The organism is Rhodovulum iodosum, assembly GCF_041020385.1.
Classification (GTDB): Bacteria; Pseudomonadota; Alphaproteobacteria; order Rhodobacterales; family Rhodobacteraceae; genus Rhodovulum; species Rhodovulum iodosum.
Window position 1 is genome coordinate 522260 of the sequence record NZ_JBEHHI010000002.1, and the last position, 14086, is coordinate 536345.

Sequence of the window (14086 nt, forward strand, 5' to 3'; positions counted from 1 at the left end):
GGCTGGCGGCGCATAGTCTGCCGTTCAGTCCGACACCTTCGCCATGCACCGTCCTCATCCCCAATAGGTGCGGCATGGCGCAAGGACGAAACGGTGCAGCTTGCCCAGCTGCACCGTTTTTCATTTCCCGGCCTGCGCCTCAGCCCTGGGCGGCCTTGGCGACCTCGGCGGCAAAGTCTTCTTCTTCCTTCTCGATCCCCTCGCCCACTTCGAGGCGCACGAACCCGGTGATCTCGGCGCCGGCTTCCTTGGCCGCGGCCTCGACCGTCAGGTCGGGGTTCACCACGAAGGCCTGGCCCAGCAGCGTCACCTCCGAGAGGAACTTCTTCATCCGGCCCTCGATCATCTTTTCGATGACCTGCTCGGGCTTGCCGCTTTCGCGGGCGATGTCGATCTGCACCTGGCGCTCTTTGTCGACCACCGAGGGGTCGAGATCGGCCGCGCCCAGCGAGGCGGGGTTGGCGGCGGCCACATGCATCGCGACCTGGCGGCCAAAGCCCGCGTCGCCGCCTTTCAGCGCGACCAGCACGCCGATCTTGCCCATGCCCTCGCCGGCGGGGTTGTGGATGTAGGACACGACCGTGTCGCCCTCGATCCTGGCAATGCGGCGCAGCGTCATGTTCTCGCCGATGGTGGCGATCTTGTCGGTGATCGTGTCGGCCACGGTCTTGCCGCCCAGATCGGCCGCTTTCAGCGCCTCGATATCCTCGGCGGCCATCGCGGTCTTGGCGATCGCCGCCACCATTTCCTGGAACTCGGCGTTCTTGGCAACGAAATCGGTTTCCGAGTTCACCTCGACGGCGACGCCCTTGCCGCCCTCGATGGCCACGGCCACCAGCCCCTCGGCGGCGGTACGGCCGGATTTCTTGGCGGCCTTGGCCAGCCCCTTGGTGCGCAGCCAGTCCACCGCGGCGTCCATGTCGCCGTCGTTCTCGGTCAGCGCCTTCTTCGCGTCCATCATGCCTGCGCCGGTCTTGTCGCGCAGTTCCTTCACCAGTTTCGCGGTGATTGCCATGCTCGGCTCTCCTCGATTGTCGTTGCGGCCATCGGGCGCGGCCTTACCCGCGCCCGGTATCGATTCCGTGACAGCCGATTCAGGCCCCGGCCGGGGTGTCCGCGGCGGTCTCGGCCAAAACCTCTTCGCCCGGCGCCTCTTCCAGGGCACCGACATCGACGCCGGCGGCATCCATCTGCGCGCTCATCCCGTCCAGCGCGGCGCGGCTGACCAGATCGCAGTAAAGCGCGATCGCGCGGGCCGCGTCGTCATTGCCCGGAATGACGTAATCCACGCCGTCGGGCGAGCAGTTGGTATCGACCACGGCAACCACGGGAATGCCCAGCTTGCGCGCTTCGGCGATGGCCAGGTCTTCCTTGTTCACGTCGATCACGAACAGCAGGTCCGGCAGGCCGCCCATCTCGCGGATGCCGCCCAGGCTGGCTTGCAGCTTGGCCTGCTCGCGCTCCATGCCGAGGCGTTCCTTCTTGGTCAGCCCCTCGGCGCCGGTCTCCATCTGCTCGTCGATGGCCTTCAGCCGCTGGATCGACTGGCTGACGGTTTTCCAGTTGGTCAGCGTGCCGCCCAGCCAGCGGTGGTTCATGTAGTATTGCGCGCATTTCTCGGCCGCGTCGGCGACCGGCCGCTGGGCCTGCCGCTTGGTCCCCACGAACAAGATGCGCCCGTTCTTGGCCACCGTTTCGCGGATGACGTTGAGCGCGGCGTCCAGCATCGGCACCGTCTGCGTCAGATCGAGAATGTGAATGCCGTTGCGGTCGCCATAGATATACTGGCCCATGCGGGGATTCCACCGCTGGGTCTGGTGACCGAAATGCACGCCAGCTTCGAGAAGCTGACGCATCGAGAACTCGGGAAGCGCCATGTGCCTTTTCCTTTCCGGTTTGTGCCTCGGCGGGGCTTCAGGGCAAATCGCCCAACCGGTGGACCTGACGGGGATGTCTCCCCCGCAGGCCCGACCCCGCCTGTGAAGTGGACGCGCGTCTAAACCGCTTTGTGCCGCTTTGCAACCCCCTGCCCTTCTTCTTGGCGAAAATACCCAAATCCCCCGCTTGCCAGCGCCGCGCCGCCGGGCGATCAGGGGGCGATGACCACATGCCCCGACACCCTCTGCCTCGGTGCGCTCGGCTGGGACACGGTCGGCCATTCGGCGGCTTCGCTGCCCGTGGGCGCCGATGTCGCGGGCCGGGTCTCGTGCCAGCCGGGCGGCGTGGCGCTCAACATCGCCCGCGGGCTGGCACGGGCCGGGCGGCGCCCGGCGCTGCTCTCGGCGGTGGGCGACGATCCCGAGGGCGCCGCGCTGCTCGCCGCCTGCCGCGCGATGGGGCTCGATACCCGCCACGTCCTGCACCAGCCCGGCCAGCCCACCGGGCGCTACCTGGCGATCGAGGGGCCGCAGGGGCTGGTCGCCGCGATCGCCGACACCGGCGCCTTGCTGGCGGCCGGGGCGGCGGTGATCGCGCCGCTGACCGCGGGGCCGCTCGGCTCGGCCGAGGCCCCCTATCCCGGCCCGCTCGTGATCGACGGCAATCTCGACGCGGCGCTGCTGGCGCGCCTGGCCCGCGAGCCTGCGCTGGCGCGGGCCGATCTCAGGGTCGTGGCGGCCAGCCCCGCCAAGGCCGGCCGTCTCGCGCCGTTCCTCGCCTGCGCGCACGCCACGCTCTATCTCAACCGTGCCGAGGCCGCGGCGCTCTTGGCCATGCCGCTGCCGGATGCCGCCGCTGCTGCCGGCGCGCTTGCCGCCGCGGGCGCGGCACGGGTGCTGGTCACCGACGGCGCCGGCCCGGCGGCGGCGCTGGCGGGCGGCACGATCCTGACCGCCCGGCCCCACCGCGTGCGCGCGGGCCGGGTCACCGGGGCCGGCGATGCGCTGGTCGCCGCCCATATCGCCGCCGCGCTGGCCGGGGCTACGCCGCAATCCGCGCTCGCCGCCGCCCTCGCCGCCGCCGCAGACCACATCACCGGAACAACGCCATGACCCTGCCCCTCAGTTTCTCGCCAGAGGTCGCCGCCGCGCGGCGCGACGGCAAACCGCTGGTCGCGCTGGAAAGCACGATCATCACCCACGGGATGCCCTGGCCGCAAAACCTCGAAACCGCCACGGCCGTGGAACAGGCGGTGCGCGCGGCCGGTGCGGTGCCCGCAACGGTCGCGGTGATGGCGGGCGCCATCCATGTCGGGCTCGACCCCGAGCGGCTGGCGGCGCTGGCCGGCGCCGAGGGCGTGGCCAAGCTCAGCCGCGCCGATCTGGCCGTGTGCCTTGCGCGGGGCGGCACCGGCGCCACCACCGTGGCCGCCACGATGATCTGCGCCCATCTGGCGGGCATCGCGGTGTTCGCCACGGGCGGCATCGGCGGGGTGCACCGCGGCGCCGAGGCCAGCTTTGACATCTCCGCCGACCTGCACGAACTGGCCCGCACCCCCGTCACCGTCGTGTCCGCCGGGGCCAAGGCCATCCTCGATCTGCCGAAAACGCTGGAAGTGCTGGAAACCCTCGGCGTCCCGGTCATCGGCTATCGCACCGACACCCTGCCCGCCTTCTGGTCGCGCGACTCGGGCCTTGCCGCGCCGCTGCGCATGGACAGCCCCGCCGAGATCGCCGCGGCGCACCGGATGCGGGCGCGGCTCGGGCTGGCCGGCGGCCAGCTTGTCGCCAACCCGATCCCGCCCGAGGCCGAGATCCCCCGCGACCGGATCGTGCCGCAGATCGAGGCCGCGCTGGCCGATACCGCCGGGGCCAGCGCCAAGGCCGTCACGCCCGCCCTGCTGGCGCGTCTCCACCAGATCACCGAGGGCCGGTCGCTGGAGGCCAATATCGCCCTGGTGCTGAACAACGCCCGGCTCGCCGCCGCGATTGCGCAGGCACTGGCCTAGCCGGACGGCCGCAGCGGCCGGCCACGCCCGCCCGGCATCGCCCCCGGTCGGCGCATTGCTGAAAAGACAGGCACGGGCCGCGAAATGCGGCCGCGCGTCGCGGCAAAGCCCGCCCTCAGCGCGCCCAAGCCGCGATGCGCTTATTGTAGTGGCGCGGGCGAGACCCTAGGTTGACGCTGTTCACCGCAGGCCGGATCGCATGTTCGAAAAGAAAGACCACGACTACATCTCACCCGACGCCGATGGCGCGCGCCGCGGGCCGGGCCTCTTCGCCCGCCTGCGCACCAGCTTCCTGACCGGGCTGGTCGTGATCGCCCCCATCGGCCTGACCGTCTGGCTGATCTGGACGGTCACCGGCTGGATCGACGGTTTCGTGCTGCCGTTCATCCCCGCCAAGTATCACCCGCAGCAATATATCGGCATCGACGTGCGCGGTGTCGGCGTCATCGTCTTCCTGATCTTCACGCTGATCGTCGGCTGGCTGGCCAAGGGTCTGATCGGCCGGTCGCTGATCAACTGGGGCGAACGGGTGGTCGACCGCATGCCGGTGGTCCGCTCGGTCTATAACGGCCTCAAGCAGATCGCCGAGACCGTCTTCGCCCAGTCCGAGACCAGCTTCGACCAGGCCTGCCTGGTGGAATACCCGCGCAAGGGACTGTGGGCCGTGGCCTTCATCTCGACCCGCGCCAAGGGCGAGGTCAACCGGCGCATCCCCGTTGACGACCAGATGATCAGCGTGTTCCTGCCCACCACGCCCAACCCGACCTCGGGCTTTCTGCTGTTCGTGCCCAGCCAGGACGTGATCGTCCTCGACATGACGGTGGAAGAGGCCGCCAAGCTGGTGATCTCGGCGGGGCTGGTCTCGCCCGAGGACCGGCTCAGACCCGAGCCGCCCAAGGTGGTGGCCGGCGGCGGAACTGCCCCCATCACGCTGGAAAACTGACGCCCCCATGGCCGGGGCGGCCCTGACCGGATTTCTGACCGCCTTGTCGCTGATCCTGGCCATCGGCGCGCAGAACGCGTTCGTGCTGCGCCAGGGGCTGGCACGGAGCCATGTTTTCGCGCTTTGCCTGTTCTGCGCGCTGTCGGATGCGGTGCTGATTGCCGTCGGCGTGGCCGGCTTCGGCACGCTGGTCGCGCTTGTCCCGGGGTTTCCCAGGGCCATGGCGCTGGCCGGCGCGGCGTTTCTGCTGGTCTACGGCGCCGCGCGGTTCCGCGCCGCCTGGCGTGGCGGGCACGCGCTGACGGCGCAGGGGCGCGCCGGCACGCGGACGGCCACCCTGGCCACGGCCGCGGCGCTGACCTGGCTCAACCCGCATGTCTATCTCGACACGCTGGGGCTGATCGGCGCGGTCTCGACGCAATACCCCGCCCTCGGGCAAAAGCTGGCCTTCGGCGCGGGCGCCGCCGCCGCCTCCTTCGTCTTCTTCTTTTCGCTGGGCTACGGCGCGCGTCTGCTGGCGCCCACGATGCAAAGCGCGCGGGCCTGGCGGCTGCTCGACCTCGGCATCGGCGCCGTGATGTGGGCGCTGGCCGCCGGGCTGATCCTCGGCCCCGCGGCGCCCGCGGGCTAGTCGCACACACCGTGCAGATCGACCGTGCCTTCGTGCCCCAGCGCCGGCCCCGCCTCGTGCAGGAACCGCCCCGCCGCGGCGCGCCCCGCCGATTTCAGCTCGGCCAGAAGCACCGGGCTCGGTACCATCTTGCTGGCCACGCCGAGCTGCGTCATCAGCCCGTCATCGGCGATCATGTGAAGCTTCACGTCCTTCATCGTGCCGCGCTCCAGCCGCCCATCGTCGATCAGGTCGCGGACCATGGCGATCGACCGCAACTCGCGCAGCAGCGAGGCGTTGAAACTGATCTCGTTGATCCGGTTGTGGATCTCCTGCGGCGTGACAGGCACCTCGGCGCGCACCAGCGGGTTGATGCTGACCACCACGATGTCCTCGGGCAACTCCGGCGCGAACAGCGGGAACAGCGCCGGGTTGCCGGTATAGCCGCCGTCCCAGTAGGCCTCGGTCGCCCCGGTGTCGGGGTCGCTCACCTCGACGGCCTGGAACAGCGTCGGCAGACAGGCCGAGGCCAGGATCGCCCCGGTCGAGATCGCGTCGCCCTCGAACACCTTCACCTTGCCGGTGCGCACGTTGGTGGCGCTGACGAAAAAGGCCGGCGCCGAGTGGTGACAAACCCGGTCGTAATCGAACCGCGCCACGATCCGCTCCAGCGGGTTGCGGTAGAACGGGCCGTAGGCATAGGGGCTGACGACCCGGCTTGCCGCGTCGCTCAGCGAAAACGGCATGTTGTATTCCAGCGCGCGCGCCATGGCGCCGGCCCCGGGCGTAAAGGCCGCCATCCAGGTCGTCAGGCGCATGTCGCCCACCGCGCCCACCTGCTGCCACAGCCAGTCGAGATTGGCGCGCGCCCCCTCGGCCCCGCCGGCCAGCAGCCCCGCCTTCAGCGCGGCCCCGTTCAGCGCGCCAGCCGAGGTGCCCGAGATACCGGCGATCTCCAGCCCCGGCTCCTCCAGCAGCCGGTCGAGAACGCCCCAGGTAAAGGCGCCATGCGCGCCGCCGCCCTGAAGGGCCAGATTGATCCGCCTAACAGCCATGCCGGCCCCCTGCTTCTTCTGGCTGTAAATATCCCGGGGGGAGTCCCGGACAAGGTCCGGGACGGGGGGCTGGCCCCCCTCCCGTCTGCACCCCCGTCAGCTGCCCCGTCCGCCGCCTCAGAGCGCCGTCCAGCCGCCGTCGACGCTGATCGTGGTGCCGGTGATCTGCGCCGCGGCGTCCGAACACAGGAACACCGCCGTGCCGCCCATCTGCTCGACCGTGGCGAACTCCTTCGACGGCTGGCGCTCCAGCATGACCTTCTCGATCACCTCGTCGCGGTCCATGCCGTATTTCTCCATCGTGTCGGGGATCTGCGCCTCGACCAGCGGGGTCAGCACGTAGCCCGGGCAGATCGCGTTGGCGGTGATCGGCTCGCGCGCGGTTTCCAGTGCGGTCACCTTGGTCAGGCCGACGATGCCGTGCTTGGCCGCCACGTAGGCCGCCTTGTAGGGCGAGGCCGTCAGCCCGTGGGCCGAGGCGATGTTGACGATCCGGCCCCAGCCCGCCTTGCGCATGAGCGGCAGCGCCGCGGCGGTGGTGTGAAACGCCGAGGACAGGTTGATCGCGATGATCGCGTCCCATTTCTCCAGCGGGAACTCGTCGATGGGTGCGATATGCTGGATGCCCGCGTTGTTGACCAGGATATCGCAGGCCCCGGCCTTTTCGACCAGCGCGCGGCACGCGTCGGGCTTGGACATGTCGGCCTTGATATAGCGCGCGGTGACGCCGTGCTCGCGGCCAAGATCTTCGGCCAGCTTGTGGTCCTCGTCGGTGTCGGTGAACGAATTCAGCACCACGTCGGCCCCGGCGCGGGCCAGTTCGTGGGCCACGCCCAGCCCGATCCCTGAATTCGACCCGGTGATGACGGCGGTTTTTCCCGAGAGTGTCATGTTGCGCCTCCTTGGCATAGGGAATCTGCGCCCAACATATCGGCGCTCAACGTAAAAACCATGCCATGCCGCGGCGCGGCACAAAACCGTGACCTTGCGGCGGCGCGTCGGCCCCGGTCACCTGGTCAGCCGCGCATCCCCGGTCCGGGCCATCCCGCTGACCCTGTCGGGCATTTGCGTCAGCCCCAGTTTTTGCAGCATCCGCACCGAGCTTTCGTTTTCCGCACGCGCCATGGCATAGACCTGCCCGGCATTGTGGCGCCCGGTAATCTCGTGCAGCACGGTGCCATAGGCGATGCCCGCCAGCCCCTGCCCGCGCGCCTCGGGCGCCGTCGCGGCGAGGCCCGTCCAGGCCCATCGGTGAAAGGGCGAGTGGCGGTTATGGGGGAAATGCGCGTAGGCGGTCGACAGGATACGCCCCGAAGCGTCGGTCAGCACCGCCAGCGCGCAGGGGCCGAGCATGCCGTCGAGGAACGGCGCCGGCAGCGGCACGACCCCCTGGCCGGCCATGAACGCCTGCACCGCCCCCAGGCGGTCGCGCCGGCCGGCCTCGGCGCCGGTCACCAGGCGCAGGCCGTCGGGCGGCGCCGCGACCGGCCGCGCCGCGATGTCGGCCGGCGTGGCAGCGAAGACATCCCAGCAATCGAAGGCTGCGTTCAGCGCCGCGAACCGTGACCGGACCGTGTCGAGATCGGCCCGTGGGACGAGGCGGCAGCCGAAGAACCCGTCCTCGGCCAGAATCGCCGCGATGCGGTCCCAGCCCAGGCACGCGGGGTCGTCGCTGGTCAGCAGCCGGCCACCCTGGACGGCGCCGGGCGTGTCCATGATCTCGTCGTGAAGCGCAACGCATTTGCTCTGCAACGCGACCTGGGCCGCGCTGCCTACATAGCCGTCGTCGTGCATGGCGTGCCCTCGTCCGCGCAGATCTAGCGTAGCATGGCCGGGCGCGGCAACGAGGCAAAAAAAACGCCCGCACAAGGCGGGCGTTAAGTTATTGAGGCAGGTTTCATACAGGCAAGAAACCTATCGAGCAGTGACTCTCTTATACGCAATCCTGCGCCCGGGTTAAAGCTAAAAGTTTGAAAACCTTGGAACACGGGCATAGTGTCCGCGCCAGCAAATGCAAGGCCGGACAGGATTGTTGCCGAAATGCGCCCAGTGATTTTCGACTTTTTCCGCAGCGTCACCCTGGCCGCCGCGTTGCTTGCGGGCGCACCGGGCGCGCAGGCCGAGCCCGCCCATGGCATAGCTATGTACGGTGACCCTGCCCTGCCACCCGATTTTGTGTCGCTGCCCTACATCAACCCCGACGCGCCCAAGGGCGGGCGCATCGTCTTTGGCGAGGCCGGCGGGTTCGACAGCCTCAACCCATTCGTGCTCAAGGGCACCGCGCCCTGGGGGATGCGGGGCCAGATCTACGAAAGCCTGATGGGCCGATCCTGGGACGAGCCCTTCACCCTTTACGGGTTGCTGGCCGAATCGGTCGAGACCGGGCCCGACCGGGATTGGGTGGCGTTCACCCTGCGCCCCGAGGCGCGGTTTTCCGACGGAACGCCGGTAAGCGTCGATGATGTGTTGTGGTCGTTCGAGACGCTCGGGACAGAGGGCCACCCCCGCTATCACGGCGCCTGGAAAAAGGTCGCGCGGGCCGAGGCCACCGGACCGCGCACCGTCCGCTTCACCTTCAACACCGCCGACCGCGAATTGCCGCTGATCCTGGGCCTGCGCCCGGTGCTGCAAAAGGCGCAATGGGCAGGGCGCGATTTCGACGCCGGGGGGCTGGAGCCGCCGATCGGCACCGGGCCCTATATGCCGGGCGATTTCGAGGCCGGGCGCTACCTGACGCTGGAACGCAACCCCGATTACTGGGGCCGCGATCTGCCCTTCAACCGCGGCCAGAACAATTTCGACGAGATCCGTTACGATTTCTTCGGCGACGGCGACGTGGTGTTCGAGGCGTTCCGCGCCGGGCAGATCGACGTCTTCCGCGAGACCAGCGCGGCGAAATGGGAAACGGCCTACGACTTTCCGGCGGTGCGCGACGGGCGGATCGTGAAATCGGTGATCCCGCACCAGCGCCCCTCGGGTATCCGCGGGCTGGTAATGAACACCCGCCGCCCGATCTTTGCCGATTGGCGGGTGCGCGACGCGATGCTGCACGCCTTCAATTTCGAGTTCATCAACGCCACGCTGACCGGCGGCGCCGAGCCGCGCATCGCCTCGTATTTCTCCAACTCGATCCTCGGCATGCGCGACGGGCCCGCCGAGGGGCGCGTGCGCGATCTGCTGGCGCCCTTTTCCGACCAACTCCTGCCCGGCGCGCTGGAGGGCTACGGCCTGCCCGCCTCGGACGGGCGGGCCTCGAACCGCAAGAACCTGCGCAAGGCGTTTGCCCGGCTGCAAGAGGCAGGCTGGACGGTCGACGACAAGGGCGCGCTGCGCGACGCCGGCGGCGCGCCCTTTACCTTCGACATCCTGCTGCGGCAGGGCGCGACCGAAACCCAGCAAATCGTCGATATCTTCGCCGAACAGCTGACCCGGCTGGGCATCACCGTCAAGATCACCGCGGTCGACAGCGCGCAGTACGCCCAGCGCACCGACGGCTATGAATTCGACATGACCTTCTATCGCCGCGGCCTCACGCTGTCGCCCGGCAACGAGCAATATCTCTACTGGGGGGCCGAGGGCGTGACCAAGCCCGGCACCGGCAACCTGATGGGCATGGACAGCGCCGCCGCCGAGGCGATGATCGACGCGATCCTGACGGCCGAGACGCGCGAGGGGTTCATCGCCGCCACCCGCGCGCTGGACCGGGTGCTGACCACCGGCCGCTATGTCATCCCGATCTGGTATTCGCCGGACTCGCGGCTGGCCCACGCGGCGCGGCTGCACTATCCCGAGACGATCCCGATCTACGGCGACTGGATCGGCTTTCTGCCCGACATCTGGTGGACGGAGGACACGAAATGACCCGCATCGCGCTGATCTTCGCGCTTCTGGCGCTGGCGGCCTGTGCCACCGTCGAGGGCGTGGGCGAGGATATCTCAGCGGGCGCCCGCACCGTGCGCAGCGCGTTCTGACCCGGGCGGGGCGGCGGCATCTTGCGCCCCGCCCCGCCCGCCGCTAGCACGGCGCCCATGGATGCAATCTTCGACGAGGGGCCGCCGCCGCCCTGCCCCGCCCCGTTCAACCTGGCGGCCTATGTCCTGGCCCCGGCCGCGCGCCAGCCCGAAAAGGTAGCGCTGGCGGTGCTCTCTCGGTCCGGCGCGGAAAGATGGAGCTATGCCCGGCTGGAGCGCGCCGTCCTGGGTCTGGCAGGTGCGCTTCTGGCGCAGGGTCTGGCGCCCGGCGCGCATGTCCTGATGCGGCTGGGCAACGGGGTGGAATTTCCCATCGCCTTTCTAGGTGCCATCGCCGCGGGGCTGGTGCCGGTGCCCACCTCGGCGCAGCTGACCGGCCCCGAGATCGCCAAGCTGGCCGCGGAAATCGAGCCTGCGCTGATCCTGGCCGGCCCCGGCATCGCCCTGCCCGACACCCCGTCCTGCCCGGTGGCCGATCTGGACACGCTGCGCGGCTGGTTCGGCCATGCGCCGGCCGCGTATGCGCCGGGCGATCCGGACCGCGCCGCCTACGTCGTCTACACCTCGGGCACCTCGGGCCGGCCGCGGGGCGTGATCCACGCGCACCGCGCCGTCTGGGCGCGCCGGATGATGTGGCAGGGCTGGTACGGCCTGACCGGTGACGACCGGCTGCTGCACGCCGGCGCCTTCAACTGGACCTTCACGCTGGGCACCGGGCTGTTGGACCCGTGGTCGGCGGGGGCGACCGCGCTGATCCCGGCCGAGGACGTCGCGCCGGGGATGCTGCCGCTCTTGATCAAGCGGCACGACGCGACGATCTTTGCCGCCGCCCCCGGCGTCTACCGGCAGATGCTGAAAGACCCGCCCGCGCTGACCTTCCCCAGGCTGCGCCACGGCCTGTCGGCGGGGGAAAAGCTGCCCGAGGCCACGCGGGCGGCCTGGGCCGATGCCACCGGCACGAAGGTTTACGAGGCGCTGGGCATGTCGGAATGTTCGACCTTCGTCTCGGGCAGCCCGGCCCGGCCGGCGCCGCTGCCCGCATCGGGCTATCCCCAGCCGGGCCGCCGCATCGCCGTGCTGGGCCAGGGCCACGCGCCCGTTGCCCGTGGCAAACCGGGGCAACTGGCGGTCTCGACCCGCGATCCGGGGCTGATGCTGGGCTATCTGCGCGCCGAGGCGGAAACAAAGGCGCGGTTTGCGGGCGAATGGTTCCTGACCGGCGACATGGTCGAGATGGCCGAGGACGGCGCGATCACCTATCTTGGCCGGGCCGACGACATGCTCAACGCGGGCGGCGTGCGGGTTTCGCCGCTGGAGGTGGAGCGCGCGCTGCTGGACCACCCCGCCGTGGACGAGGTCGCCGCCACGGAGGTGACGGTCAAGGCCGATACCACCGTGATCGCCGCGTTTTACGTCGGCGCCGAGGCCGACGAGGCGGGCCTTGCCGCCTTTGCCGCGGAGCGCCTGGCGCGCTACAAGCAGCCGCGGCTCTATGTGCGGCTCGACGCGCTGCCCAAGGGGGCCAACGGCAAGCTCAACCGCCGGCTGATCCGGCAGACCTACGAGGCCGACCATGCTCAAGCTTGATATCCTGGCCGACCCGATCTGCCCCTGGTGCTATATCGGCAAGGCGCAGCTCGACGCGGCGCTGGCGGCACATCCCGACCATCCCTTCACCATCGAGTGGCACCCGTTCCAGCTCAACCCCGACATGCCCGCTTGCGGCATGGACCGCGCCGCCTACCTCGAGGCCAAGTTCGGCGGCAAGGAAAACGCGGCCAAGGTCTATGCCAATATCGACAGCCACGCCCGCGAGGCGGGGATCGAGATCGACTGGGCGGCGATCGCCCGCACGCCCAACACGCTGGACGCCCACCGTCTGATCCACTGGGCCGGGATCGAGCTGCGCCAGCACGCCACCGTGGCCGCGCTCTACGAGGCCTATTTCCACAAGGGCGAGGATATCGGCGACCATGCCGTGCTGGCCGAGGTTGCCGGGCGTGCGGGGCTCGACGCCGCGGCCATCGCCCGGCTTCTGGCGTCGGAAGCCGACAAGGACCAGATCCGCGAGCGCGACGCCCATGCCCGCGCCCGCGGCGTGACCGGTGTGCCCACCTTCATCGTGGCCAACGCCCATGTCCTGACCGGGGCCCAGCCGACCGAGCTGTGGAACCAGGCCATCGCCGAGGTCGAAGAGATGCGCGACCTCCCCCCGCAAGGGCACGCCTGAACAGCGCGTGTGCGCCGATTGTGCCTTGCACCGGGCAGGCCCGTGTGATCGGTAAACGGCTATAGCGCGGCCTTGGTGCCGCCCCTCCTGTCCTTCCCGACCGTTCGCCGGTGCCGTTCGCAGGCCGCCCGTGCAACGGACTGACGCCGCCGGAGCCCCGATGGTCGACCAACGCGCCCCAGGCGCTGCATCCGAACCCGAACGCCTCGGCCGTGTCGAGTTCATCGCGATGACGGCGCTGCTGTTCGCCACGGTGGCGTTCTCCATCGACGCGATGCTGCCCGCCCTGCCCCAGATCGGGCGCGAACTGACCCCCGACAACCCCAACCACGCGCAATTCATCATCACCAGCTTCGCCTTCGGCATCGGCATCGGCACGCTGGTGGCCGGGCCGCTGTCGGACAGTTTCGGCCGCAAGCCGGTGATCCTGTCGGGCGCGCTGCTTTACATGGCCGGGGCCGCGCTGGCGGGCCTCGCGCAAAGCCTGGAACTGGTGCTTTTGGGCCGGGTCGTACAGGGCCTGGGCGCAGCAGCGCCGCGGGTGGTGGCGCTGGCGGTTGTGCGCGACCTGTTTTCCGGGCGCGAGATGGCGCGCATCGTCTCGTTCGTGATGATGATCTTCACCCTGCTGCCGGCGATCGCCCCCAGCGTGGGCGCGGGCATCATCGCGCTTGTCGGCTGGCGCGGCATCTTCGGGGTGTTCCTGGTCTTCTCTCTGGTCTCGGTCAGCTGGTTCGCGATCCGCCAGGCCGAGACATTGCCGCCGGCACGCCGCCTTCCACTGCGGCTGACGCCGCTGGCCGCCGCCGCACGCGAGGTTTTCGCCGACAAGGTGGCCCGCACCGCGACGCTGGTGCAGGCGCTTGTCTTTTCGCTGCTGTTCATGAACCTCTCGTCGGTTCAGCAGGTCTTCGACATCCATTTCGGGCGCGGGCCGGCCTTCCCCTACTGGTTCGCCTTCATCGCCGTCATCGCCGGCAGCGCGAGCTTTCTCAACGCGATGCTGGTGGGCCGGCTGGGCATGCGCTACCTCATCCGCCGGGCGCTAAGCGTTCAGGTGGTGCTGTCGGGCACGATGGCGACGATGTACTGGGCCGGGCTTTGGCCCGATTGGGCCGAGTTTCCGGCCTACGTGCTGTGGTCGATCACCGTCTTCGGCCTGCTTGGGCTGACCATCGGTAATCTCAACGCCCTGGCGATGGAGCCGCTGGGCCATATCGCAGGCATGGCCGCCTCGATCATCGGCGCGATTGCCACCGTGGGCTCGGTGCTGCTGGCCGTCCCGGTGGGCCAGATGTTCGACGGCACGCCCCGGCCGCTGGTGACCGGGGCGTTTCTGGCGGTCGTGGCCGCGCTGGTGCTGATGCGGCGGCTACCCGAACGCTGAGGCG

At 69.7% G+C, this 14086-nt stretch carries 14 protein-coding genes; 9 read left to right on the forward strand and 5 right to left on the reverse strand.

Translation table 11 applies throughout. From position 1 onward, the window contains the following. Positions 1-139: 139 nt before the first annotated feature. Both tsf and rpsB read right to left on the reverse strand, forming a co-directional pair. Positions 140-1015: a translation elongation factor Ts gene (gene tsf / locus Ga0609869_RS11665; protein WP_125404104.1), complete on the reverse strand. Its 876-nt coding sequence runs from the start codon at positions 1013-1015 to the stop codon at positions 140-142. Between the two features lie 79 nt (positions 1016-1094). Further along, positions 1095-1877, reverse strand: coding sequence for a 30S ribosomal protein S2 (gene rpsB / locus Ga0609869_RS11670; protein ID WP_125404105.1), 783 nt, complete (start codon positions 1875-1877; stop codon positions 1095-1097). Positions 1878-2099: 222 nt separating this feature from the next. Here rpsB and Ga0609869_RS11675 point away from each other — a divergent pair, with 222 nt between their 5' ends. The 4 genes from Ga0609869_RS11675 (at position 2100) to Ga0609869_RS11690 (ending at position 5460) form a co-directional block, all read left to right on the forward strand. Next, the gene (locus Ga0609869_RS11675) at positions 2100-2990 is read left to right on the forward strand and encodes a PfkB family carbohydrate kinase (RefSeq protein WP_125404106.1); all 891 of its coding nucleotides are present in this window, start codon (positions 2100-2102) and stop codon (positions 2988-2990) included. Further along, the gene (locus Ga0609869_RS11680; RefSeq protein WP_125404107.1) at positions 2987-3886 is read left to right on the forward strand and encodes a pseudouridine-5'-phosphate glycosidase; all 900 of its coding nucleotides are present in this window, start codon (positions 2987-2989) and stop codon (positions 3884-3886) included. Before Ga0609869_RS11675 ends, Ga0609869_RS11680 begins: the two co-directional genes overlap by 4 nt. 199 nt (positions 3887-4085) lie before the next feature. Beyond that, entirely contained in the window at positions 4086-4829 is a 744-nt protein-coding gene (locus Ga0609869_RS11685) for a DUF502 domain-containing protein (RefSeq protein WP_125404108.1), read from the forward strand. A gap of 7 nt (positions 4830-4836) precedes the next feature. After that, positions 4837-5460 carry a LysE/ArgO family amino acid transporter gene (locus Ga0609869_RS11690; protein ID WP_125404109.1) on the forward strand — a complete coding sequence of 208 codons (624 nt, stop codon included), beginning with the start codon at positions 4837-4839 and terminating at the stop codon, positions 5458-5460. On the opposite strand, the gene Ga0609869_RS11695 is transcribed toward Ga0609869_RS11690, so the two are convergent. The 3 genes from Ga0609869_RS11695 to Ga0609869_RS11705 form a co-directional block, all read right to left on the reverse strand. After that, entirely contained in the window at positions 5457-6494 is a 1038-nt protein-coding gene (locus tag Ga0609869_RS11695) for a patatin-like phospholipase family protein (RefSeq protein ID WP_125404110.1), read from the reverse strand. The two genes, Ga0609869_RS11690 and Ga0609869_RS11695, sit on opposite strands and share 4 nt — an antisense overlap. 117 nt (positions 6495-6611) lie before the next feature. Beyond that, positions 6612-7385: a 3-hydroxybutyrate dehydrogenase gene (locus tag Ga0609869_RS11700; RefSeq protein WP_125404111.1), complete on the reverse strand. Its 774-nt coding sequence runs from the start codon at positions 7383-7385 to the stop codon at positions 6612-6614. A 117-nt stretch (positions 7386-7502) separates the two neighbouring features. After that, positions 7503-8288: a GNAT family N-acetyltransferase gene (locus Ga0609869_RS11705; RefSeq protein WP_125404112.1), complete on the reverse strand. Its 786-nt coding sequence runs from the start codon at positions 8286-8288 to the stop codon at positions 7503-7505. A gap of 246 nt (positions 8289-8534) precedes the next feature. Here Ga0609869_RS11705 and Ga0609869_RS11710 point away from each other — a divergent pair, with 246 nt between their 5' ends. From Ga0609869_RS11710 to Ga0609869_RS11730, 5 genes are all read left to right on the forward strand, one after another. Beyond that, on the forward strand, positions 8535-10355 hold the full coding sequence (locus Ga0609869_RS11710) for an extracellular solute-binding protein (protein WP_125404113.1): 1821 nt from the start codon (positions 8535-8537) through the stop codon (positions 10353-10355). Continuing rightward, complete coding sequence (locus tag Ga0609869_RS11715; protein ID WP_125404114.1) at positions 10352-10465, forward strand: entericidin, EcnA/B family; 114 nt, start codon at positions 10352-10354, stop codon at positions 10463-10465. The genes Ga0609869_RS11710 and Ga0609869_RS11715 overlap by 4 nt, the downstream gene beginning before the upstream one ends. Positions 10466-10522: 57 nt before the next feature. Beyond that, on the forward strand, positions 10523-12052 hold the full coding sequence (locus Ga0609869_RS11720) for a class I adenylate-forming enzyme family protein (RefSeq protein WP_125404115.1): 1530 nt from the start codon (positions 10523-10525) through the stop codon (positions 12050-12052). Continuing rightward, complete coding sequence (locus Ga0609869_RS11725) at positions 12039-12695, forward strand: DsbA family oxidoreductase (protein WP_125404116.1); 657 nt, start codon at positions 12039-12041, stop codon at positions 12693-12695. The genes Ga0609869_RS11720 and Ga0609869_RS11725 overlap by 14 nt, the downstream gene beginning before the upstream one ends. A 160-nt stretch (positions 12696-12855) precedes the next feature. Further along, positions 12856-14082: a multidrug effflux MFS transporter gene (locus Ga0609869_RS11730; RefSeq protein WP_125404117.1), complete on the forward strand. Its 1227-nt coding sequence runs from the start codon at positions 12856-12858 to the stop codon at positions 14080-14082. Positions 14083-14086 lie beyond the last annotated feature (4 nt).